The 21,783-nt window shown below is 59.7% G+C and carries 21 protein-coding genes, 1 tRNA gene and 1 pseudogene; 11 read left to right on the top strand and 12 right to left on the bottom strand.

Going from position 1 to position 21,783, the window contains the following annotated elements:
* The first annotated feature begins 82 nt into the window (after positions 1–82).
* On the top strand, positions 83–952 hold the full coding sequence (locus RGAI101_RS01955; protein WP_037228879.1) for a DMT family transporter: 870 nt from the start codon (positions 83–85) through the stop codon (positions 950–952).
* A gap of 71 nt (positions 953–1,023) precedes the next feature.
* Entirely contained in the window at positions 1,024–2,301 is a 1,278-nt protein-coding gene (eno, locus tag RGAI101_RS01950; protein ID WP_008227487.1) for a phosphopyruvate hydratase, read from the top strand.
* 128 nt (positions 2,302–2,429) lie between these two features.
* On the opposite strand, the gene RGAI101_RS01945 is transcribed toward eno, so the two are convergent.
* Both RGAI101_RS01945 and RGAI101_RS01940 read right to left on the bottom strand, forming a co-directional pair.
* On the bottom strand, positions 2,430–3,086 hold the full coding sequence (locus tag RGAI101_RS01945) for a hypothetical protein (protein WP_008226471.1): 657 nt from the start codon (positions 3,084–3,086) through the stop codon (positions 2,430–2,432).
* 215 nt (positions 3,087–3,301) lie between these two features.
* Complete coding sequence (locus tag RGAI101_RS01940) at positions 3,302–4,432, bottom strand: anhydro-N-acetylmuramic acid kinase (RefSeq protein ID WP_037227117.1); 1,131 nt, start codon at positions 4,430–4,432, stop codon at positions 3,302–3,304.
* Positions 4,433–4,497: 65 nt separating this feature from the next.
* Between RGAI101_RS01940 and tyrS the strand changes: the two genes are divergently transcribed.
* Positions 4,498–5,748 carry a tyrosine--tRNA ligase gene (gene tyrS / locus RGAI101_RS01935; protein ID WP_008227711.1) on the top strand — a complete coding sequence of 417 codons (1,251 nt, stop codon included), beginning with the start codon at positions 4,498–4,500 and terminating at the stop codon, positions 5,746–5,748.
* Between the two features lie 39 nt (positions 5,749–5,787).
* Here tyrS and RGAI101_RS01930 read toward each other — a convergent pair whose 3' ends face one another.
* From RGAI101_RS01930 to RGAI101_RS01920, 3 genes are all read right to left on the bottom strand, one after another.
* A complete protein-coding gene (locus RGAI101_RS01930; protein WP_008228367.1) occupies positions 5,788–7,599 on the bottom strand; it encodes an ABC-F family ATP-binding cassette domain-containing protein in 1,812 nt (603 codons plus the stop codon).
* Between the two features lie 85 nt (positions 7,600–7,684).
* Entirely contained in the window at positions 7,685–8,434 is a 750-nt protein-coding gene (locus RGAI101_RS01925) for a GNAT family N-acetyltransferase (RefSeq protein ID WP_037228876.1), read from the bottom strand.
* A 23-nt stretch (positions 8,435–8,457) separates the two neighbouring features.
* Complete coding sequence (locus tag RGAI101_RS01920; RefSeq protein ID WP_008229179.1) at positions 8,458–8,922, bottom strand: outer membrane protein assembly factor BamE; 465 nt, start codon at positions 8,920–8,922, stop codon at positions 8,458–8,460.
* A gap of 91 nt (positions 8,923–9,013) precedes the next feature.
* Between RGAI101_RS01920 and RGAI101_RS01915 the strand changes: the two genes are divergently transcribed.
* From RGAI101_RS01915 to RGAI101_RS01880, 8 genes and pseudogenes are all read left to right on the top strand, one after another.
* Positions 9,014–9,565: a YceD family protein gene (locus tag RGAI101_RS01915; protein ID WP_037227116.1), complete on the top strand. Its 552-nt coding sequence runs from the start codon at positions 9,014–9,016 to the stop codon at positions 9,563–9,565.
* A 197-nt stretch (positions 9,566–9,762) separates the two neighbouring features.
* The gene (gene rpmF, locus RGAI101_RS01910) at positions 9,763–9,969 is read left to right on the top strand and encodes a 50S ribosomal protein L32 (RefSeq protein ID WP_008228590.1); all 207 of its coding nucleotides are present in this window, start codon (positions 9,763–9,765) and stop codon (positions 9,967–9,969) included.
* Between the two features lie 41 nt (positions 9,970–10,010).
* Positions 10,011–11,087 (top strand): phosphate acyltransferase PlsX, encoded by a 1,077-nt coding sequence (gene plsX / locus RGAI101_RS01905; protein WP_008226920.1) that lies wholly within the window; start codon positions 10,011–10,013, stop codon positions 11,085–11,087.
* Complete coding sequence (locus RGAI101_RS01900; protein ID WP_008227172.1) at positions 11,084–12,055, top strand: beta-ketoacyl-ACP synthase III; 972 nt, start codon at positions 11,084–11,086, stop codon at positions 12,053–12,055. The genes plsX and RGAI101_RS01900 overlap by 4 nt, the downstream gene beginning before the upstream one ends.
* Before the next feature lie 99 nt (positions 12,056–12,154).
* Positions 12,155–12,457, top strand: a complete 303-nt coding sequence (ihfA, locus tag RGAI101_RS01895; RefSeq protein WP_037228874.1) for an integration host factor subunit alpha — start codon at positions 12,155–12,157, stop codon at positions 12,455–12,457.
* Positions 12,458–12,461: 4 nt separating this feature from the next.
* A pseudogene (locus RGAI101_RS22675) lies at positions 12,462–12,723 on the top strand (MerR family transcriptional regulator); the annotation flags it as partial.
* Positions 12,724–13,652: 929 nt separating this feature from the next.
* A tRNA-Pro gene (locus RGAI101_RS01885) sits at positions 13,653–13,729 on the top strand.
* 64 nt (positions 13,730–13,793) lie between these two features.
* Complete coding sequence (locus RGAI101_RS01880; RefSeq protein WP_008225639.1) at positions 13,794–14,873, top strand: 2'-deoxycytidine 5'-triphosphate deaminase; 1,080 nt, start codon at positions 13,794–13,796, stop codon at positions 14,871–14,873.
* A gap of 81 nt (positions 14,874–14,954) precedes the next feature.
* On the opposite strand, the gene RGAI101_RS01875 is transcribed toward RGAI101_RS01880, so the two are convergent.
* From RGAI101_RS01875 to RGAI101_RS01845, 7 genes are all read right to left on the bottom strand, one after another.
* Positions 14,955–15,185: a hypothetical protein gene (locus RGAI101_RS01875; RefSeq protein ID WP_008225991.1), complete on the bottom strand. Its 231-nt coding sequence runs from the start codon at positions 15,183–15,185 to the stop codon at positions 14,955–14,957.
* A gap of 83 nt (positions 15,186–15,268) precedes the next feature.
* Positions 15,269–15,874, bottom strand: a complete 606-nt coding sequence (gene scpB / locus RGAI101_RS01870; protein ID WP_008227193.1) for an SMC-Scp complex subunit ScpB — start codon at positions 15,872–15,874, stop codon at positions 15,269–15,271.
* A 43-nt stretch (positions 15,875–15,917) separates the two neighbouring features.
* On the bottom strand, positions 15,918–16,712 hold the full coding sequence (locus RGAI101_RS01865) for a segregation and condensation protein A (RefSeq protein ID WP_008229147.1): 795 nt from the start codon (positions 16,710–16,712) through the stop codon (positions 15,918–15,920).
* Complete coding sequence (nagZ, locus tag RGAI101_RS01860) at positions 16,705–17,709, bottom strand: beta-N-acetylhexosaminidase (RefSeq protein WP_008229309.1); 1,005 nt, start codon at positions 17,707–17,709, stop codon at positions 16,705–16,707. The genes RGAI101_RS01865 and nagZ overlap by 8 nt, the downstream gene beginning before the upstream one ends.
* A complete protein-coding gene (locus RGAI101_RS01855; protein ID WP_254655227.1) occupies positions 17,709–18,638 on the bottom strand; it encodes an SPOR domain-containing protein in 930 nt (309 codons plus the stop codon). Before RGAI101_RS01855 ends, nagZ begins: the two co-directional genes overlap by 1 nt.
* A 130-nt stretch (positions 18,639–18,768) precedes the next feature.
* Complete coding sequence (gene argS, locus RGAI101_RS01850) at positions 18,769–20,511, bottom strand: arginine--tRNA ligase (RefSeq protein WP_008225886.1); 1,743 nt, start codon at positions 20,509–20,511, stop codon at positions 18,769–18,771.
* Between the two features lie 99 nt (positions 20,512–20,610).
* Entirely contained in the window at positions 20,611–21,747 is a 1,137-nt protein-coding gene (locus tag RGAI101_RS01845; RefSeq protein ID WP_037227114.1) for a deoxyguanosinetriphosphate triphosphohydrolase, read from the bottom strand.
* Between the last annotated feature and the right edge of the window lie 36 nt (positions 21,748–21,783).

The following is a 21,783-nucleotide window of genomic DNA, read 5'->3' as shown; positions in this document are numbered from 1 at the left end:
AAACGACCAGATGCCGCCGCTCTTGCACATCGCGCAGCAAGTCGGCATGGGTCTGGAAAAATTCTTGATACGGGGCATCCACATGGACAATCTGCGCGGCGCAATCCTCATGGTCCTTTCAATGTTGGGCTTTGCGATCGAAGACATGTTCATCAAGCTGATGGGCTCCGAAATTCCCATCGGTCAGATCATCTTTATCTTGGGCGTCGGCGGATCGCTGTGCTTCGGTTCTGTTATGGTCGCAAAGAAACAGCCGCTGTTCGAGCGCGCCATGCTGACCCCGCCGATCGTGCTGCGGGCCCTGGGTGAAATCATCGGGACGCTGGGTTTTGTGTCCGCGATCGTCTTGACGCCGATCTCGTCCGCCTCGGCGATCTTGCAGGCCACGCCGCTGGTCGTCACCCTGGGTGCAGCACTTTTTCTGGGCGATCCGGTCGGCTGGCGGCGGTGGAGCGCGATTTTGGTCGGTCTGTTCGGCGTGATCCTGATCATCCGTCCCGGCATGGAAAGCTTTCAGGCCCTGTCATTGCTGGCCGTCCTGGGCGTCTTTGGCCTGTCCCTGCGCGATCTGGCCACCCGGCGCGTGCCCAAAAGTACGTCGAGCTTTCAACTGTCGTTTCTGGCCTTTGCTGCCCTTATTCCTGCAAGCCTTGTCTACATGCTGGGTACAGGCACATCGTTCACCCCCATGACGGGACTGCAATGCGCCTTCATGGGGGCCGCCCTTGCGATCGGCATGGTCGCCTATTACGGGATCGTCGCGGCGATGCGCGTGGGCGAGATCAGCTTTGTCACGCCCTTCCGCTATACCCGCCTGCTGTTTGCCATGGTGGTCGGCATCACGATCTTTGGCGAAAGGCCCGATATGCTGACCTATGTTGGCGCAACCATCATTGTGGCGTCAGGCATCTATACGGTATGGCGTGAACGCAAAGTAAAACTCGAGGGTTGAAGCGCTTTTCATCCTCCCATCATCACGCTAAAACCCGACCAAACCGCCATCCGCAAAGGGATATTCCGACCATGAGCACCATCATCGACATCCACGCCCGCGAAATTCTGGACAGCCGGGGCAACCCCACCGTCGAGGTCGACGTCACGCTTGAAGATGGCACCATGGGCCGTGCGGCCGTGCCCTCGGGCGCATCTACGGGTGCCTACGAGGCGGTCGAGCGTCGCGATGGCGACAAGGACCGCTATATGGGCAAGGGCGTGCTGGAAGCCTGCGCGGCGGTAAACGGCGAAATCGCCGAAGCGCTGGTGGGCATCGATGCGACAGAGCAAGTCGAAATCGACGGCATCATGATCGAGCTGGATGGCACCGACAACAAGGAACGGCTGGGCGCGAACGCGATCCTCGGCGTGTCCATCGCCGCCGCCAAAGCCGCCGCAGATTACTGTTCGCAACCGCTGTTCCGCTATATCGGCGGCACGTCCGCGCGTATCCTGCCTGTTCCGATGATGAACATCATCAATGGTGGCGAACATGCGGACAATCCGATCGATATCCAGGAATTCATGATCATGCCGGTTGCGGCATCCAACATCAGCGAAGCTATCCGCATGGGGGCCGAAGTTTTCCACACCCTCAAGAAAGAGCTGACCACCGCCGGGCTTTCAACCGGAATCGGTGACGAAGGCGGCTTTGCGCCAAACCTAAGCTCCACCCGCGAAGCGCTTGATTTCGTGATGAAAGCCATCGAAAAAGCCGGGTTCAAACCGGGTGAGGAAATCTATCTGGCGCTCGATTGTGCCGCGACCGAGTATTATGACGAGGGCAAATATGTCCTGTCTGGCGAGCAGAAGAAACTGAGCAGCGCGGAAAATGTCGATTATCTGGCGGCGCTTTGTGCCGATTATCCGATCATCTCGATCGAAGACGGGATGTCCGAAGACGACTGGGACGGCTGGAAGATGCTGACCGAACGTCTGGGCGACAAGATCCAGCTGGTCGGCGACGATCTGTTCGTGACCAACCCTGCCCGCCTGTCCGACGGCATCCAGCGCGGTTGTGCAAATTCGATGCTGGTCAAGGTCAACCAGATCGGTACCCTGTCGGAAACGTTGCAAGCCGTCGAAATGGCGCATCGCGCTGGCTATACCAACGTGATGTCGCACCGTTCGGGCGAGACCGAAGATACGACGATTGCCGATCTTGCGGTCGCCACAAACTGCGGTCAGATCAAAACCGGATCGCTGTCGCGTTCGGACCGTCTGGCCAAGTATAACCAGCTGATCCGCATCGAAGAAGCGCTTGGCATCACAGCAAAATATGCGGGTCGGTCGATCCTCAAGGGCTGACCCCAGGGCAGATATTCCAACCCCCGAGACACAAAAAAGCGCGCAATTCATGCGCGCTTTTTTCATTTCTTAAACGTGGCACCGGGTCAACGCTGTGCTTTGTTGGACCCTGCCAAACCAGCCAGCCTTCAACTGTTGATCCGCGCCAGCAAGGACGTTTTTGTAAATCCAAGGCGTATCAGATCAGGGTCCTTTCCGGGGGCCTGCAATCTCAGCTGGATCGTCCGGCCATTGGCACCGAAAGCTGCATTCATACGTACCGTGGCGATAATCTTACCATCGGCACCGCCGCGGACCTTCTCGATCATCCCGACGACCTCGCGATCGGACGTCATGATCGTGGCACCAAGAAAATTGTCGATGGACGTCTGAGGCTTCAGCCGTGCCTGCGAAGAGAAGGCAGCGGTCTCAGACATCGTGCCCGCCCTCGCCCCGACTGCGGCTGCCGTATTGACTGATCCGGTAACCCCGGTCCCCGAGCCTGAGCCGGTGCCACCACCGCTGCTGCCGCCGCTCGCTCCGGCATTGGCAGTTGCGCCTGAACCGGAACTGCTGCCACCGATGCTTGCCCCGACATCCGCCGTTGCGCCCGAACCAGAAGTATTATCGCCACCGAAAGTCGCACCGACATCCGCAGCTGCCACAGATCCGTGACCGACGCTCACGCCCGCATCGACACCGATGCCTGCGACGTCTGCGCCTACGCTCACGTCAAGCGCGTGAACCGAGCTGGCCAACAGTAAGGATGTCACTGAGCCGCTCACGATATTTATCAGGTTGGTCATAGTATAGTCCTCCTTATTTCCGAGCAGCGGTTTCAATTACATCTCTAAAGGTGCCACTCTGACATATACACGCCCGATAGTTGTATTGAGTTTCAATAAAATTATATATACAGGCTGAAAAACCCCTAACCTTGCAGAATCATTGCACTAGTTTTTTGGCCGACGGGGCCAAAGCGCCTGTCTGCCCCTTGGTTCCAAGGATTGAATGTCGCGCCTTAGCTGGCTGCGGGCTTTGGCATGCTGACTGTTCCGCCCCCAACCGCTGCGCGCACACCGGTGGTACTGCGACAGGACGTGGGCAGCCCCCGGGCCACGCGCACAGCCAGATAGCCGAAGGCCTGTGCTTCCAACATGTCACCGTCCAGCCCGATGTCTTCGATCGGGGCGACAGGGCAATCCAGACTCACCGCCAACATCTCCATCAACACCGGGTTATGCCGACCGCCACCAGTCACCAGAACACGGTCCGGCAGGCGCGGGCAATGGTCCATCGCTTCGGCCACGCCCGCCGCACACATCGCAGTAAGGGTGGCTGCGGCATCGGCATCCGACAGCTCTCCGACCAGGGCGACCATCTCTGCAAAATCGTTCCGGTCCAATGACTTGGGCGGCAACCTTGCGAAATATGGCTCGGCCAGAAACAGTTCGAGCGCACCGGTTTCCACAGTGCCCTTTGACGCGATCCTGCCGCCCTTGTCATAGGCCTGCCCCAGCCGCGCCTGCATCAGATCATTGATCGGCGCATTCGCAGGCCCCGTGTCAAAGGCCAGCAAGGCACCTTCGGCATGGGGTTGGGCAATGCCGGGATCGACCCAGGTCAGATTGCCTACGCCCCCCAGATTCAAAAACGCCACCGGCCCCGTCAGCCCCGCATAACGCGCACAGGCGTGGTGGAAGAAAGGGGCCAGCGGCGCGCCTTCGCCGCCCAGTTCCACGTCGGCGCTCCGGAAATCCCACACCACAGGCACCGCAAGCGCATCCGCCAGCGCCGCCCCGTCGCCCACCTGTAACGTGCCCTGCTGGCGCGGCGCATGGGCCAGCGTTTGCCCGTGAAAGCCGATCACGTCCACATCGGTGAAATCGCGCAAGATCGCCAGATGCGCGGCCTCGACGACCTCCGTCGCCGCGTCCACCTCTGCCCCCGACCACTTGCCAAAACCTGCGGCAATCGCCTTGCGTTCGTCACCTGTGTATTCACGATAGCCGGATACGCCAAAGCCCATGATATCATGGCCATCCGTGTCGATCACAGCCACATCCACCCCGTCCAGCGACGTGCCGCTCATCGCGCCTGCGGCCCGTAACACACCTGTTTTCGCGATCCGATTTCCGTGGGGCCTATTCATGGCCTTTTCCTTTGTCTGCTCAGCACATATAGAGTGCACCACCACCCAAGCTGAGGGCAAGCGCCATGACATACCACCCCAAATCCGAATTTATCCGCATCATGATGGAGCGCGGCTTTGTCGCCGACTGCACGGATTATCAAGGCCTTGACGAGGCGCTGCTGAAGGGCGCGCAACCTGCCTATATCGGTTTTGACGCCACAGCCAAATCCTTGCATGTGGGATCACTGATCCAGATCATGATGCTGCGCTGGCTGCAAAAGACCGGCGGCAAGCCGATCACGCTGATGGGCGGCGGCACGACCAAGGTGGGCGACCCGTCGTTCCGCGCCGATGAACGCCCCTTGCTGACGTCAGAACAGATCGACGACAACATCAGCGGCATCAAAAAGGTGTTCAGCGCCTACCTGACCTATGGCGATGGCCCGTCGGATGCGCAGATGATCAACAACGCCGAATGGCTGGACGGATTGAACTACCTCGACTTCCTGCGCGACATCGGGCGGCATTTTTCGATCAACCGGATGCTGTCGTTTGAAAGCGTCAAGTCGCGACTTGACCGCGAACAGTCGCTGTCTTTCCTCGAATTCAACTACATGATCCTGCAAGCCTATGATTTCATGGAGCTGCATCGCCGCTATGGCTGCATCTTGCAAATGGGCGGATCGGACCAGTGGGGTAATATCGTCAACGGTATCGACCTGACACGCCGGGTGATTGATGGCGAGGTTTACGGTCTGACCACTCCGCTGTTGACAACCTCGGACGGCAAGAAGATGGGAAAATCGCAATCCGGTGCGATCTGGCTGAACCCTGACATGCTAAGTCCTTACGAATTCTGGCAATTCTGGCGCAACACCACGGACGCTGACGTGGGCCGCTTCCTCAAGCTGTACACCGAACTGCCCATCGACGAATGCGACCGTCTGGGCGCGCTGGAAGGGTCCGAGATCAACGAGGCCAAGATCCGGCTCGCCAACGAAGTCACGGCGCTGCTCCATGGCGCGGACGCTGCGGCCGCGGCCGAGGCGACAGCGCGCGAAGTGTTCGAAAAAGGCGGCGTGGGCGATGACCTGCCCACCTTGACGCTTAGCCCGTCAGACATCGGTGACGGCATGTCCATCGTGCAGCTGATCGTGAAATCGGGTCTGGCCGGGTCCGGCAAAGAAGCGAAGCGCCTGATCTCGGAAAACGGTGCGCGGATCAATGATGAACCGCTGACCGACGCGGGCATGATGATTGACGCCGCGGCATTGGAAACACCAATCAAACTGAGCGCTGGCAAGAAACGTCACGCCTTGGTCCAACTGGGCTAAGCAAGAAGGGGGGCGGGTTGAACCTGCCCCCCCCTCGCCTTAACTTTCGGCTTTTTCCTCAAGCACCAGCCATTCGGCCTCGGCGTCCTGAAGTTTTTCATTGCGCTCGATCAGCGCATCCGTGGCCTTCTGGAACTTCACCGGATTGTCAGAGTAAAGCGTCGGATCGCTCATCAGCTCTTCCAGCTTGGCAATCTCGGCCTCAAGCCGCGCGATCTCTGCAGGCAACGCCTCAAGACGGTGCTTTTCAGTAAAGCTGAGCCCCTTGGCAGCGGACGCTTTCGGTTTCTCGCCTTTGGCCCCCGGTTTCGCCTTGGCGATCACGCTCTGGTCAAAGTCGTCCTGCTGGCGTTGTGCCAGGTAATCGGTCCAGCCGCCTGCATAGACCGTGGCCTTGCCGTCACCTTCCATCGCGATCGTAGTCGCGGCGACACGGTCCAGGAAGTCACGGTCGTGGCTCACCAGCAGCACAGTACCATCATAGGTCGACAGCAGTTCCTGCATCAGATCAAGGGTTTCAACGTCCAGATCGTTTGTCGGTTCATCAAGCACCAGCATGTTGCTGGACCGCGCCATGATCTTGGCCAGCAGCAACCGCGCCTTTTCCCCACCCGACAGCGACCGCACGGGCGCACGCGCCTGCGCTTCGTCGAACAGGAACTCCTTCAGGTACCCGACCACGTGCTTCGGCTGACCGCGCACCAGAATCTGGTCTGCTTTGCCCGATACACGCATCTCGGGATCGCCGGTCAGGCTGTCCCACAGCGACATGTCGCCATCCAGCTGCGCACGCGCCTGATCAAACAACGCAATCTCAAGGTTGGTGCCCAGCTTGATCGTCCCGCTGTCGGGCTGTTCCTTGCCGATCAGCATATTCAAAAGCGTGGTCTTGCCTACACCGTTCGGACCGACCAAGGCAATGCGGTCACCGCGCTGGATCGTAATATCAAAGGGGCGCAGGATCGTCTTGCCGCCAAAGGCCTTGGTGATTCCCACCGCCTCGACCACCTTGCGGCCAGACTTGGGTCCGGCCTCAAGCGCCATGGCCGCCGTGCCCTGCCGCGTGATCTGGCTGGCACGTTCGGCCCGCAAATCCTGCAAGGCGCGCACGCGGCCCTGGTTACGCTTGCGCCGCGCTGAAATACCCTCGACAGCCCACCGTGCCTCCGCCTTGATCTTGCGGTTCAGCTTGTGGCGCTGCATGTCCTCTTCTTCCCACATCTGGTCCCGCCAGGCCTCGAACCCGCCAAAGCCGATCTCTTGACGGCGCACCACCCCCCGGTCGATCCACAGGGTCGCACGGGTCAATTCACGCAGGAATGCCCTATCGTGAGAGATAATAACAAAGGCGGCGCGGGTTGTTTTCAGCTCGTCTTCCAACCAGCGGATCGCCTCGATGTCCAGGTGGTTGGTCGGTTCGTCCAGCAACATCAACTCGGGCTCGGACGCCATCAGGCGCGCCAGGGCCGCACGGCGGCGTTCTCCGCCGCTGGCTGTACTCACGGGGCGCGCAGGGTCGAACTTCAACCCCTCGCCTGCGCGTTCAACCTTGTACATCTCGGACGGATCAAGCCCGTGGGACGCAAATTCGCCCAAGGTATCGAACCCGCTCAGATCGGGGTCCTGCTCCATATAGCCGACCGATACGCCGGGTCCGACGATCACGTCGCCGCTGTCGGCTTCGACAAAGCCGGCCATCACCTTCATCAAGGTGGATTTACCAGAGCCGTTCCGCCCGACCAAAGCCAGCCGGTCGCCCGGCTGAACGACCAAGGACATATTTTCGAATACGGGATCGCCGCCGAAAGTCAGCGTAATCTCGTTTACTTGCAAAAGGGGTGCGCGTGCCATGCCTGCCAGCTATATCTGCACCGCGTCGGGGTCAATGACCCTCATTCCAAATGGTATTAAATCCTCGCCGAAGGCATGGAATCTTTTATCCAAGTCCACGCAACAGGCGCTTGCGATTCTCAGGGATCGCGTCGATCTCAAGCCCGGTGAAAACATGCAGCGTGTTCATGTGCCGATCGACCACCGCATGGTCACTGACCCACCCTCCCATCAACAGATAGGTCCGCAGCAATGGCGGCATCCGCAGCATGGCCATTTTCACGTCCGGTTGCGTGCCTGCGTGATCCGCGAATCGAACGGGATCTTGGACCTTTTCCCCCGGCTGCCAAGGCGCGGGGGCCAGGTGGCGCGCGCGCAGCAGGGCAAAGCAGTCGGCATAGTCGCCAATCGCCCCGCCCGCAAAAGACGAACACCCGAACATCAGCTTGATTCCCTGTGCATCCACAAACTGCGTCAGCGCCGCCCAGGCCATGCGCACGATATCGGGATCATGGGTATCCGGATGCACGCAGAAACGCCCCAACTCCATCATCAGACCGTCAAAGCGTGACAGACCCGTCAAATCATAGAATTGCGCGGCATAGCTTTGGTCCAGTTGCGCGCCCAGGAAAAGCCGGGTGCGAAAGCAGCAAACGATCTCTCCGGCCTGTAGATCACGCACAAGAACCTGATGCTGTGTGGCATCGAATGCATCACGATCAAACGCGACATCCAGACCAAATGCAAACGCCCGCAGTGCCTGTGCCGCCTGGACGTCCTGATCGGACTGCGCCACGAACACCTCGTACCGCCCCCGAATGAGGGACAGCGCATCAATGCCTTGCTGTGGTGACACCCTGGGGTGCAAAGGCGCAGGCCCTAGCCCGCAAGCCCTGCCGGGTTGAAGCGACCGATATTTCCCAGAAGCTGACGGATAAAGGACCTGTCCTTGACCGATGAACTGGTCACGCGGCGGTCCAGCTCGATCACGTTGCCACGCTCAAGCCCGAAGCGTTCGACGTTTTCGACCACGCCTTGCGCGTTGAAGCTAACGGCGACGACCTCGCGCTCGACCTCTTGAGGGGCCAGAAACCCGATGGCCTTGCGCCGCGACCGGACATAGTAATAGCCGGAATTGGTCAGCAGTCCCGCCGATGCAGGCACGCCCACGGTTTGCGCCACGGTGTCGCGCGTATCCTGGCCAACGGTGATCTGATCCAGATCTTCCTGAGGCGGGATATACCCATGGTTCTTGTATTGCGGCGCGCAGGCCCCAAGCGTCAGACCAGCCCCAACAAGAGCGGCAGCAAACAGTGTCTTTGTGACATGGCGATCTTTACGCATTCTTTAGTGCCCTCTTGCCCTTAGGGATCATGGCTTTTATCTCGCATACACCAAGCAGCCCCTATGGTTCAAGAAACGAAAGCACAACATCATGTCTCGCACGCCCCCAAGCCCCACAGCATTGCGTGTCGCAGAGCTGCCACAAAATGCGCAAACACCTTTTTCCCTGCGCCCTGACGCCGAGGCACTGCGCGAAATCGCCCTCGAGCTGGGCCTGACATCGGTACGAAGATTATCCTTTCAGGGCACGCTCACCGCGCTCGGGCGTACCGATTGGCAGCTGGATGCGCGCCTAGGTGCCACAGTCGTACAGCCCTGCGTTGTCACGCTGGAACCTGTCACGACCCGCATCGACGCTGATATCACGCGGCTTTTCATCAAGGATTACGTCGAACCGGATGAACCGGAAGCGGAAATGCCGGAAGATGACAGGTCAGAACCGCTGACGCCGTGGATCGACCCGGCCGTCGTGATGATCGAGGCGCTGGCGCTTGAGGTGCCCGAATACCCCCGTGCCGACGGAGCCGAGCTGGGCGAACTGGTCTATACCAAGCCTGGCGACGCCCCGATGACAGACGCGGACGCCCGCCCCTTTGCGGGCTTGGCGGATTTACGCCAAGCGCTGAAAGACGATAAGGACTAAAACACAGGTAATTGCTTTAAAATCGGGGTTGCATCGACATTGTTTAGCAGTATTTTGCGCCTCTCACCCCAATTAAGGTTGGACATCGGATAGGCTTAGGCCTAAACGCACGTCACGCCCAAACCGGGAGTTGATCTGAAACACGGTCGTCTTTGGCTACATGCCGCTGAACGACCCCGAAGGCAAAGGCACCAGATATGGCTGTCCAACAGAATAAAGTTTCCAAATCGCGTCGCAACAACCGCCGCGCGCACGATTCGCTGTCCGCTGCGAACCCTAACGAATGCCCAAACTGTGGTGAGCTGAAGCGCCCACACCACATTTGTGCTGCTTGCGGCCACTATGATGACAACGAAGTTGTCGCGATGGCCGAAGAAGTCGACCTCGACGAAGACGCAGCGTAAGCTGATCCAGTCAACCGCAGCATAAAGAGGCTTCGCAAAAGATGACGGCCACGTCCGATCAGGCTCAAGCGAAAGCTCAGCGTACCGTCATTTCAGTTGACGCAATGGGGGGCGATCAGGGCCCGGCAATCGTAGTTGCCGGGTGTGCTGAATCTGCGGCGAAAAATCCGGACATTAGTTTTGTCCTGCACGGCCCCGCCGGGACGCTTGAACCATTAGTGGCCAAGCGCCCCGAATTGCGGGGTCGTTGCACTGTGCGCGATGCACAAGGCGTCGTCACCATGGACGACAAGCCCAGCAACGTCGTGCGCAACGGCAAAGATACGTCGATGTGGTCTGCGATTGAATCTGTGCGGTCCCACGAGGCGTCGGTTGCCGTCAGTTGCGGCAACACCGGCGCGCTGATGGCGCTGTCGATGATCCGCCTGAAAAAGCTGCCTGGCGTGAACCGTCCCGCGATTGCGGTGCTCTACCCGTCAACGAATCCCCAGGGCTTCAACGTCTTGCTGGATGTCGGTGCCGATGTGCGCGCCGATGCCGACGACCTGTTGCGATACGCGCTGATGGGCAATTCCTACGCGCGCAACGGGATGGACATCAGACGGCCCCGCGTCGGCTTGTTGAATGTCGGAACCGAAGAACACAAAGGCCGCGCCGAACTGAAAGAAGCCCATGAGCTGATTCGCGACGCCGCCGACGATGCCGAATTCGATTTCGTCGGTTTTGTCGAAGGCGGCGATATCGCGGGCGACGTGGCTGACGTGATCGTCACCGATGGCTTTACCGGCAACATCGCAATCAAGACCGGCGAAGGCACCGCGACCTTGATCAGCGGCGGTCTGCGCACCGCCTTCAAGAATTCGATCTGGTCGCGTATGGCGTCGGTGCTGGCATATTCATCGTTGCGTCGGGTCAGCAAGCGCTTTGACCCGCGCCGTGTGAATGGCGGCGTCTTTCTGGGCCTCAATGGCACAGTCGTAAAATCCCATGGTGCGGCCGATGCAACCGGCGTATCCTCGGCCATCAAACTGGCCGCGCGCCTTGCGGAAAGTGAATTTACCAACCGGTTGGCGGCGCGTGTTGCAGCAGCCGCTCCGGTGAAAGAGACCGAAAAATGACCTTACGGGCAGTTGTAATTGGTGCGGGGCATTACTTGCCTGAACGTGTCGTGGAAAATGCCGAATTCGAAGGCAAGATTGATACGGATGATGCCTGGATCAGGTCCCGATCGGGGATCGAACGGCGTCATTTCGTCTCTGGCGATGAAACAACGTCAACCATGGCAACAGCCGCAGCCCTTGCGGCGCTGGCACAGGCCGGCAAGACCCCGGCCGATGTCGACGCGATCATTCTGGCGACCTCTACCGCCGATCTGACCTTTCCATCCGCTGCAACCATGGTGCAGGCGCAGCTTGGCATGGAAAACGGCTTTGCCTTTGACGTGCAGGCTGTCTGCGCCGGGTTCATCTTTGCCCTGTCCAACGCCAATGCCCTGATCGTTTCAGGTCAGGCCAAGCGGGTCTTGGTCATCGGGGCGGAAACATTCAGCAAGATCATGGACTGGACCGACCGCAGCACAAGCGTTCTGTTCGGCGATGGCGCGGGCGCATTGCTGCTGGAAGCGCAAGAGGGCACCGGTACGCCCGAGGATCGCGGAGTCCTGTCAACCGATCTGAATTCCGACGGACGCTACCGCGATCTGCTTTATGTCGACGGCGGCGTCAGCACCGGCACAACCGGGTATCTGCGCATGCAGGGCAATCAGGTTTTCCGCCATGCGGTTGAAAAGCTCGCCTCGACCGCGACCACCGCGATGGACCGCGCCGGCGTAACGGCGGACGACATCGACTGGGTCGTACCGCATCAGGCAAATATCCGTATTATTCAAGGCACTGCCAAGAAATTGAACCTGTCTATGGATCAGGTCGTCGTGACCGTGCAAGACCATGGAAACACCTCTGCGGCGTCGATTCCGCTGGCGCTTTCGGTCGGTCAGGAACGCGGCCAGATCAAAAAAGGCGACCTGCTCGTTACCGAGGCCATCGGCGGCGGTTTGGCTTGGGGTGCTGTCGTTCTGCGCTGGTAAAACTGCTTTTTGTCGCGCAAACAGGACCTTACAGTCCATAGTTATTGACTTGCAAAAACGTGGCAGCCTATGTTGGAGGAAATAAACATGGGGGATGTGATGGCCGACAAGACCTTGACGCGGATGGATCTGAGCGAAGCTGTGTTTCGCGAAGTGGGTCTTTCCAGAAATGAAAGCGCGCAATTGGTGGAATCCGTGCTGGATCACATGTCCGATGCATTGGTTCAGGGAGAGCAGGTCAAGATTTCCTCATTCGGGACGTTCTCGGTTCGGGAAAAATCTGCCCGTGTTGGCCGTAACCCGAAAACCGGCGAAGAAGTCCCGATCAATCCGCGCCGTGTGCTGACCTTCCGCCCCTCCCATTTGATGAAGGACCGCGTTGCCGACGGCAACAAGCGTTAAACTGATGGCCAAATCTGCGGATGCGTTCCGAACAATTTCCGAAGTAGCAGATTGGCTTGAAATCCAGGCGCACGTGCTGCGGTTTTGGGAAAGTAAGTTTACCCAAGTCAAACCGATCAAGCGGGCTGGCGGCAGGCGGTATTACCGCCCCGCCGATATGCTTTTGCTGGGCGGAATCAAACGCTTGCTGCATGATGATGGCCTTACCATCAAAGGCGTACAGAAGATCTTGCGCGAAGAAGGCATGAGCCATGTCGCCGCCCTTTCCGCCCCCTTGGACGAAGTGACACAGGCCGACCTGAACCAGAACGATCAGGACATGATCGACATGCCCGCTTCCGCCGCGAAAGTCACAACGGTTGATGTAAAAGAACCGGTTGCTGAAAGCGTCGTTCTCCCCTTTGAAGCCTCACGCGCTGATAAAGTCTCCGAAAACACGCAGCCTGATATGACTGCAAAGGACCAAAGCACGCTCACAGAACCGGAGATTGAAGAAACCGCTGATCCGGACCAGGATGTGCTGCCCTCTCCGCCTCCGCAAACAATCGCTACGCCCCCTGTCGAGGCTGAGGACAGATTGGCAGCGCCGCCCCAAGCGATTGACGAACCCACGGCCCCCGCCGACACCGAGGCCGCTGAAACAAGCAATGCCGACACGCTAGCGCCAGAGACGCAAACGCCCCCAGCGAGTGATTCTTCAAAAACTGCCCCAACGACAGAGGCAGATAACGCGAAAGCTGACATCGCCCCCGATGCCGCCACTCAAGAACCTGAGCCGGTTCAGCAGATAGCATCACCCGAGCCTGATCAAGACACCAGTGACACCGCAACTGACACCCCGAAATTCCTGCGCCGCCCTGCACCGGAACAAATCAGCGCAACACACAACACCACCCCCGCGCCGAAACAGGAACCCCCAGCCGCCGCTCCGAAACCCCGGGTAATCGACCTGCCCCCGATACCAAGCGAAGCGGATATGTCCCCCGCCCCAACCGGTCTTGCATCCATGCTGACATGCAAACGCGTATCGCCAGACTCAGCCCGGAAAATCGCTCCCGTACTGGCGCGTCTGCAGGCCATGCACGATTCCATGCCCGCTGATCACAGTCCTTCGGCAAAAGACTGAATTCCCGATGCGCTTTGCGGCAATTCCCCCTTGCGCACCCGTGATTATCAGGTATGAAACGCCTCATGTCGGGCTATGGCGCAGCCTGGTAGCGCGTCCGTCTGGGGGACGGAAGGTCGCAGGTTCGAGTCCTGCTAGCCCGACCAACCGACATAAAACAAACGCCCGCGCCTTTCACGGTGTGGGCGTTTGCATTTGAAAGGTCCAGCCATGGGCGGTGTAATCCCGAACCAGCAAATCAGTGAAATGATCGGCGCAGGCCAGATCATCGGATCGCCCGCCGTTGATACCGCGCAAATTCAACCTGCCAGCCTCGATCTGCGTTTGGGCACCGTTGCCTACCGGGTGCGCGCCTCTTTTCTGGCGGGACACGGTGCAAAGGTCTCTGACCGCTTGACTGAATTCGAAATGCACCGCGTCGATCTGACCAAAGGTGCCGTGCTGGAAAAAGGCTGCGTCTACGTTGTCCCGTTGATGGAATCGTTGTCCCTGCCCGCCGACATCTCAGCCGTTGCCAATGCCAAAAGCTCCACCGGCAGGCTTGACCTGCTGACCCGCACGATCACCGATGGCGGCACCGAATTTGACCGCATTGCGCCGGGCTATGCAGGCCCGCTCTACGCTGAAATCTGTCCCAGGTCCTTCTCGATTCTGGTGCGCCCCGGCATGCGGCTCAATCAGATCCGTTTCTCCACCGGGGATGCCTCATTAGACGATGACGCCCTTCGCGCGCTGCATGCCATCACGCCGCTGGTGGATGGGGATGCTGTCATCGACGACGGGCTTGGCTTCTCCGTTGACTTGCGCCTGCCCGGCTCAACGCTTGTGGGATACCGCGCCAAACCCCACACAGGCTTGATCGATCTGGATAACATCGGCTTCTATAACCCCGCCGACTATTGGGAAGAAGTCCACAGCGACAATGGCCAGATCATCCTTGATCCCGGTGCCTTCTACATTCTGGTAAGCCGCGAGGCCGTCACGATCCCGCCCGAATACGCCGCCGAAATGGCCCCCTACCTTGCCATGGTGGGTGAATTCCGCGTGCATTATGCAGGCTTCTTTGATCCCGGCTTTGGTCACGCATCCTCCGGCGGTGCAGGCTCACGCGGCGTCCTCGAAGTTCGCTGCCACGAAGCTCCCTTCGTACTGGAACACGGTCAGGTCGTGGGTCGCCTCGTCTACGAGAAAATGGCGCACGTGCCCACGCAGCTCTATGGCGCTGGCATTGCGTCAAACTATCAAGGTCAGGGGCTCAAGCTCAGCAAGCATTTCCGCTCGCCAGCCTGACATTTGATGCCTCGCATCTCTGGCTCTTAAATATCCCGGGGGACGCCCGTCAGGGCGGGGGGCAGCGCCCCCTGACGAGGCTTAAAACCTGTTCAAACGCCGCATGTTCTTCAACATCTGGCGTGATTGCTTCCCCTGCTCACGCCCGGCATGCTCGCGCCGTGTTTCCTCTTCGGGGGATACGGCTGGCTGCTGCGTTGCACCATTCTTGCCCTTGCCGATTTTAGACGCTTGGTGAAAGCCGAAATCGACACCTTTATTGATCAACCGGCCCATCACACGGCGCATGATCATATTTACAATCTGGTTCATTTTTCACCTCGGTTGGCACGTGGAATTTTACTTCTTCTCTTCAATATAGAAGTAATACGGCATTTTTCAGGCCCGTTTGCCAATTAATCTTCGAACAACTCGCTTTGACCCTCAGTCGCTTCTTCTTCGTCCTCTTCGCCGTCCAGCATCGGGATCGTCCCAAAGGCGGGTCGGCTTTCCAGCAATCCGGCAGATCGCAGTTCTTTCAGGCCAGGCAGGTCGCGCGGCGTTTCCAGGCCGAAATGCGCAAGAAATTCTTGCGTCACGACAAAAGTCACAGGCCGCCCCGGTGTCATCTTGCGCCGGCCAAAGCGGATCCATTCAAGTTCCAGCAGCTGGTCCAGCGTGCCCCGCGATACCGATACGCCCCGGATTTCTTCAATCTCGGCCCGTGTGGCGGGTTGGTGATAGGCGATGATCGCGAGGGTTTCGATGGCCGCGCGCGACAGTTTTCGAACCTCGACGGTCTCTTTTTGCATCAAATAGCCAAGGTCGGCGGCCGTTCGCATGGCATAGGCGTCATCCACCTTCACAACCTGCACGCCGCGCCCCTCGTACCGTTTGCGCAGGTATACCATCGCCTCGGCGGGGTCGCAGCCATGCGGCAGTCGCGCTGCGATGTCGCGCAGGGTGATCGGCTCGGACGTGGCAAACAGGATTGCTTCCAGCATCCGTTCCTGCTCGGCCATGGGTGGGGCGCTGAACAGGCTTTCTTCTTTATCTTCAACTGGTTCAGCCACGCTCTTCAACCCTTTTTCGCAATTCGATCGGGGCAAACAGCCCTGTCTGTCTGATGTCCAGATGACCCTCTTTCACCAACTCGAGCGAAGCCGCAAAGGTCGCCGCTGTCGCCGACCGGCGCATCACCGGATCGCCGTCCCAGCCTTCAGGCAGATAGCCGGTCAGATCACCCCAATCGCCGGCAAACCCGATCAGACCGCGCATCCGTTCCAACGCCTGTTCCATCGTAAAGACCTTTTCGCGGTCCATCACGAAGGGGCGGAAATCGTCACGGGTTCGAATGCGGGCGTAGCCTTGCATCAGGTCCAGCAACGTCGCGCTGTAGGTGACACGGCGGGTGCGCTTGACCTCTTGGGTCTGGCCGCGTGCAAAGAAATCGCGGCCCAGTTGGTCGCGCGCCATCAGCCGCGCCGCAGCGTCGCGCATCGCCTGCAACCGTTCAAGCTGAAACGCCAGATGTGCGGCCAGCTCCTCACCCGTGGGGCCTTCCTCGGTGGGATCGGGGGGCAGCAGCAGCCGCGATTTCAAGAATGCAAGCCAGGCCGCCATCACAAGATAGTCCGCCGCCAGTTCCAGCCGCAGCGCCTTGGCCCGTTCCACAAACATCAGATATTGCCGCGCCAGTTGCAGCACCGAAATTTTGCGCAGGTCGACCTTTTGCGTGCGGCTCAGCGTCAACAGCAGGTCAAGCGGGCCTTCGAACCCATCGACATCGACAATCAGCGCCTCGGCGGCCAACCGTTCGGCGACCGCGCTCTGGTCCTCATTCACGAGCGTATCAGCCATGCAATTCCCCGCCCAAAAGCGCATCAAGCTTCGCAGTCAGGGCGGAAATGTCAATCTCGTCAGGGGTTCTGCGCGCCGCCAGGGCACGTTCTGCGCGGATTTGGGAAGCATCCGTCATCTCGCCCGCAGCCTCAGCCACCAAAGCGCGATCCGTCAACGAGGCATTGCAATACAAGATCGCATCGCACCCCGCCGCCAGCGCATCGCGGCTGATCTGATCCACGGGACCGTCCAGCGCCTTCATCGAGATGTCATCGGTCATGATCAGATTGTCGAAACCGATCTCGCGCCGGATCAGGTCCATGATCACAGGCGAAAGCGTCGCAGGACGCGGATCAATCGCGTCATAGACCAAATGCGCCGTCATCCCCATCGGCAGGTCGTTCAGCGCCTTGAAGGGGGCGAAATCATGCGCTGTCAGGGTGGTGTGATCTGCCCCGACCAAGGGCAGATTGAAATGGCTGTCCATCGTCGCGCGCCCGTGGCCCGGCATGTGTTTCATCACCGGCAGCACACCGCCCGCCAGCATGCCATCGGCAGCGGCACGGCCCAAGGTCGCGACCTGTGCGGCATCCGTTCCGTAACAGCGGTTATACAGAAATTCATGGGTTTGCGGCCCTGCCACATCAACCATCGGCGCGCAATTACTGTCGATGCCGATATTGTAGAGTTCGTCTGCGATCAGGCGGAACCGGATATACATCGCTTCGGCCGCATTGGCCCCGGCCGCCTGCACAAAACTCATCGGCGGCGTCCAGTCGCGCCAGACAGGCCCGCGCAGGCGCTGGACCCGCCCCCCTTCCTGGTCGACTGTGATCACCGCATCGTGGCCAGCCGCCTCGCGCAGTTCATCGCACAGGGCGCGCACCTGATCGGGCGTGTCGATGTTGCGGGCAAACAGGATGAACCCAAAGGGTTTTACCGCGCGAAACAGCGCCTTTTCATCCGCCGTCAGCCGCAGGCCCGTCGCATCAAGAAGGGTCGCGCCAAATCGCATCAACGGGTCACGACAGGAATGCAATCCGCGTTTTCAGCGACCAAGGCCGAACAGAACCGGCGAGCGTCGGCAATGTCTTCGAACCCGTGGGCACGCAAGCGGTAGAACGTCCGGCCCCCGCTGCTGGCTTCCTGAACGATGCGCGACTTGCCCTCAAGATAGGCACCGAAGCGGCCGTTCAACGTGTCCCATTGGGCGCGGGCGATTTCGGGGCTGTCAAAGGCCCCAAGCTGAACCAGACGCGTGCCAGACGGCAAATCGCTGGCGGCCAGTTCATTGACGCTGCCGGATGCCGCCGCTGGCGTAAAGGATGCAGGCGTCACGACCGCGCGGGTCGCAGGCCGCGTCTTGGGGCGCAGCGAAGATTTCACACCCGGTTCGGCGACCATCGCGACCGCGATCGCGTTCGATACGGACATCTCGAGCGTGTCCATATCGACAGTCGCACTTGCCTTGATCGGCTCGAGCGGCGCGTCGTCATCCTCGATCGGGTCCATGCCGTCCGTCAACTGGGCAACAAGGCCGTCAACATCGCCGCTTTGCAACGCCGCCGCAATATCGGGCACTGGGGTCTTTTTCTGTGGCGCAGATGCAACCATCGCGGTTTGCGTAGGCTGGTCTTCGTCCTCGAGCGTCAGCGGTCGCGGGGCCAGAATGACCCGATCCGCCAAGGCGCTTGCGGTACCATCGGAGGCCACAGCATTCACGGAAAGCCCCTGATTGGCGGCCAGTTGCCCCCCCGGTTCCTTGGGGCGCACCCGCATGTCACCTTCGGCGGCACGCACCACGGGGATGCCGGAAACATCGCGCACCAGCAGCTTGTACCCCCACACGCCAATGCCGATAACCAGCGCGACAGACATCGCCGCGCCTACAACATTCGTCAGCTTTCCCAGTGCGTTAGTCCCTTGCACAGGGGGAACATACATGTCTGATTCAACCTGGTATCCCCCACCATGGGGGGAGGACGTGTAATCTGCCATCTCTGCCTCACTGCCCGCCGCACATTTCGTCGGCACGGGTCTGTCGTTTGAATTTGCCTGTCCGGCGGGCGTGCGTTTAACGCATCTCTTCCGCTGGGGTCACACCTAGAATACCAAGACCTGACGCAATTACAATCGCCGTGGCCTTGGCCAGCGCGATTTTTGCCTGCGACACGGCGGCATCATCCTGCAAAAAGCGCAGAGACGGCACATCATTGCCCCGGTTCCAAAGACCGTGGAAATCCCCTGCAAGTTCATACAGATAGAATGCCACCCGGTGCGGTTCATTGCTGCGCGCCGCCGTCTCGACCAGGCGCGGCCATTCGGCCAGCTTCGCGGCCAGCTTCAGCTCTGCCTCGTGGTCCAGCAGGCCAAGATCCGCAGCCTGCAACGCGGCCAGATCGGTAGCAACACCCGCTTCGGCGGCCTTGCGCAGCACGGAATTGACCCGCGCATGGGCATATTGCACATAAAATACAGGGTTTTCGCGGGATTGTTCCAGTACCTTGGCAAAGTCGAAATCCAGCATCGCATCATTCTTGCGCGTCAGCATGACAAAGCGCGTCACATCCGAGCCAACCTGATCGACCACATCGCGCAGGGTCACGAACGTCCCTGCCCGCTTGGACATCTTGAATTCCTTGCCGTCCTTGAACAGCTTCACCAACTGAGTCAGTTTGATGTCCAGTGGCACGGTGCCCCCGGACAACGCCGAAACAGCCGCCTTCATCCGCTTGACATAGCCACCGTGATCGGCCCCGAACACGTCGATCAACATGTCGAACCCGCGCTGTACCTTGTCATAGTGATACGCGATATCGGGTGCGAAATAGGTCCAGCCGCCATCGGATTTCATCACCGGGCGGTCGACATCGTCACCATGTGCGGTGGACTTGAACAGGGTCTGTTCGCGCGGCTCCCAATCTTCGGGCAGTTTACCCTTGGGCGGCTCAAGCACGCCTTCGTAAATCAGGCCCTTGGATTTCAGGTCTTCGATCGCCGCTTCGATCTTGCCGGTACCATACAGCGACTTTTCCGAATAGAACACGTCCATCTCAACGCCCAAGGACGCCAGATCATCGCGGATCAGTTTCATCATCTCTTCGGTGGCGAAATTGCGTACATCTTCCAGCCAGACACTCTCGTCCTGATCGATATAAGCGTCACCAACCTTGGCCTTCAGCGCCTCGCCGACCCCGATCAGATAGTCGCCGGGGTAAGTGCCGTCGGGAAATGCGACCTCCTGGCCATGCGCCTCAAGATAGCGCAGGTATACGGACCGCGCCAACACGTCGACCTGCGCCCCGCCATCGTTGATGTAATATTCGCGGGTGACATCCCAGCCCGCGAAATCCAGCAAGCTTGCCAGCGCATCGCCAAATACCGCACCACGCGTGTGGCCCACATGCAGCGGCCCCGTCGGGTTGGCCGAGACATATTCGACGTTGACCCGCTTGCCCTTGCCCAGATCGCCGCGCCCGAAATCGGTACCCTCTGCCAGAACCGCGCCCACGATGCCCTGCCAGACCGACGGGGCAAGCCGCAGGTTCAAGAACCCCGGGCCTGCCACGTCTGCCGATGAAATGCGCGCATCGTCAACCAGCTTGACCGCAAGCCTTTCGGCAATCTCGCGCGGCTTCAGCCCGGCGGGCTTGGCCAGCACCATCGCGGCATTGGTCGCCATGTCACCATGTGCGGCGTCGCGCGGCGGCTCGACCGCGATGGCATCAAAATTCAGGCCCTCGGGCAAAAAGCCCTCGGCGACCAGCGCATCAAGCGCGGACAGCACAAGCGTGCGGATATCGGCAAATAGGTTCATAACGGGCTTCCTTCGTCCTGGCCCCGTGTATCACCTGAAAAAGCCACAAGGTTCAAGCGGTGTCGATCAAGAGCAGTCAATTCAGGCGCGACTGCCCGCTTAGCCCATCAGGCGTTCATGTTCCTGCAAGGCAAAGCGGTCCGTCATGCCCGAGATATAGTCGCTCACGATCCGGGCCAACGCGGTATCCCCATCCACATCCTCCACGTCCTTGCGCCATTGCTTGGGCAGTTGATCGGGATGTGCCAGAAAATAGGGGAACAGGTCTTCGACCACCTGCGTGACCTGTTTTCGCATGATCACCACCGACGGTGCGCGATACATCCGGTCAAACAGAAACGCGCGGATCACCTTGAGGTCCTCGAAAACAGGATCGGAAAAGCGGATCAGCGTACGCCCGGCCATGCGGATATCCGTGGCGCTTTGCGGCTGCATGTCGTCCAGGCGGGCGCGGGCAAAGCTGATGACATCCTCGACCAGCACGCCAAAGAACCGCCGCAATGCTTCGTGCCGCCGCCGGTAATAGTTCAAGCCGGGGTACAACCTGTCCACTTCGGCAAAGTTGCGATCCAAAATGGGCAGTGCCGCCAGTTCATCCGTGGAAAAAAGTTCGGCCCGCAACCCGTCGTGCAGATCATGATGGTTGTAGGCCACGTCATCGGCAATCGCCGCCACCTGCGCCTCGGCACTGGCATAAGTGGCCAGCTCCAGATCATGCTGGCGGCCATAGGCCTCAAGCGCCCATGGCAGCGTACCGGTGACCGGCCCATTGTGCTTTGCCAACCCCTCCAGCGTTTCCCAGGTCAGGTTCAGCCCGTCAAACTCCGCGTAATGCCGCTCCAGATGGGTGACGATGCGGATGGCCTGGGCATTGTGGTCAAACCCCCCATAGGGGAGCATCAAGGCCTGCAACGCATCTTCGCCCGTGTGGCCAAACGGTGGATGACCCAGATCATGGGCCAGTGCGACCGCCTCGGTCAGTTCAGCGTTTAGCCCCAAAGCCCCCGAGATCGTGCGCGCCACCTGCGCCACCTCGATCGAATGGGTCAGCCGTGTGCGATAATAATCGCCTTCATGTTCGATAAAGACCTGGGTCTTGTGCTTGAGCCGCCGAAAGGCGCTGGCGTGGATGATCCGGTCGCGGTCCCGTTGAAAACATGACCGAAAAGTGCTTTCCTCTTCCGGCATCAACCGTCCCCGGGTTGCTGCTGGGTCAGAGGCAAAAGAAGCGCGCATGATATGAGGTCCTTGTGGCCTGTCCTGTGGCTTTCT

The sequence above is a fragment of the Roseobacter sp. GAI101 genome, from assembly GCF_000156335.1.
Classification (GTDB): domain Bacteria; phylum Pseudomonadota; class Alphaproteobacteria; order Rhodobacterales; family Rhodobacteraceae; genus Sulfitobacter.
The sequence above is the reverse complement of the archived record's forward strand: the minus strand, read 5'-3'. Positions and strand labels throughout refer to the sequence as shown.

Coding starts and splice junctions, on each gene's coding strand:
- RGAI101_RS01955 (WP_037228879.1), top strand. CDS start 83: ATGGACAATCTGCGCGGCGCAATCCTCATGGTCCTTTCAATGTTGGGC.
- eno (WP_008227487.1), top strand. CDS start 1,024: ATGAGCACCATCATCGACATCCACGCCCGCGAAATTCTGGACAGCCGG.
- RGAI101_RS01945 (WP_008226471.1), bottom strand. CDS start 3,086: ATGACCAACCTGATAAATATCGTGAGCGGCTCAGTGACATCCTTACTG.
- RGAI101_RS01940 (WP_037227117.1), bottom strand. CDS start 4,432: ATGAATAGGCCCCACGGAAATCGGATCGCGAAAACAGGTGTGTTACGG.
- tyrS (WP_008227711.1), top strand. CDS start 4,498: ATGACATACCACCCCAAATCCGAATTTATCCGCATCATGATGGAGCGC.
- RGAI101_RS01930 (WP_008228367.1), bottom strand. CDS start 7,599: ATGGCACGCGCACCCCTTTTGCAAGTAAACGAGATTACGCTGACTTTC.
- RGAI101_RS01920 (WP_008229179.1), bottom strand. CDS start 8,922: ATGCGTAAAGATCGCCATGTCACAAAGACACTGTTTGCTGCCGCTCTT.
- RGAI101_RS01915 (WP_037227116.1), top strand. CDS start 9,014: ATGTCTCGCACGCCCCCAAGCCCCACAGCATTGCGTGTCGCAGAGCTG.
- rpmF (WP_008228590.1), top strand. CDS start 9,763: ATGGCTGTCCAACAGAATAAAGTTTCCAAATCGCGTCGCAACAACCGC.
- plsX (WP_008226920.1), top strand. CDS start 10,011: ATGACGGCCACGTCCGATCAGGCTCAAGCGAAAGCTCAGCGTACCGTC.
- RGAI101_RS01900 (WP_008227172.1), top strand. CDS start 11,084: ATGACCTTACGGGCAGTTGTAATTGGTGCGGGGCATTACTTGCCTGAA.
- ihfA (WP_037228874.1), top strand. CDS start 12,155: ATGGCCGACAAGACCTTGACGCGGATGGATCTGAGCGAAGCTGTGTTT.
- RGAI101_RS01880 (WP_008225639.1), top strand. CDS start 13,794: ATGGGCGGTGTAATCCCGAACCAGCAAATCAGTGAAATGATCGGCGCA.
- RGAI101_RS01875 (WP_008225991.1), bottom strand. CDS start 15,185: ATGAACCAGATTGTAAATATGATCATGCGCCGTGTGATGGGCCGGTTG.
- scpB (WP_008227193.1), bottom strand. CDS start 15,874: ATGGCCGAGCAGGAACGGATGCTGGAAGCAATCCTGTTTGCCACGTCC.
- RGAI101_RS01865 (WP_008229147.1), bottom strand. CDS start 16,712: ATGGCTGATACGCTCGTGAATGAGGACCAGAGCGCGGTCGCCGAACGG.
- nagZ (WP_008229309.1), bottom strand. CDS start 17,709: ATGCGATTTGGCGCGACCCTTCTTGATGCGACGGGCCTGCGGCTGACG.
- RGAI101_RS01855 (WP_254655227.1), bottom strand. CDS start 18,638: ATGTATGTTCCCCCTGTGCAAGGGACTAACGCACTGGGAAAGCTGACG.
- argS (WP_008225886.1), bottom strand. CDS start 20,511: ATGAACCTATTTGCCGATATCCGCACGCTTGTGCTGTCCGCGCTTGAT.
- RGAI101_RS01845 (WP_037227114.1), bottom strand. CDS start 21,747: ATGCGCGCTTCTTTTGCCTCTGACCCAGCAGCAACCCGGGGACGGTTG.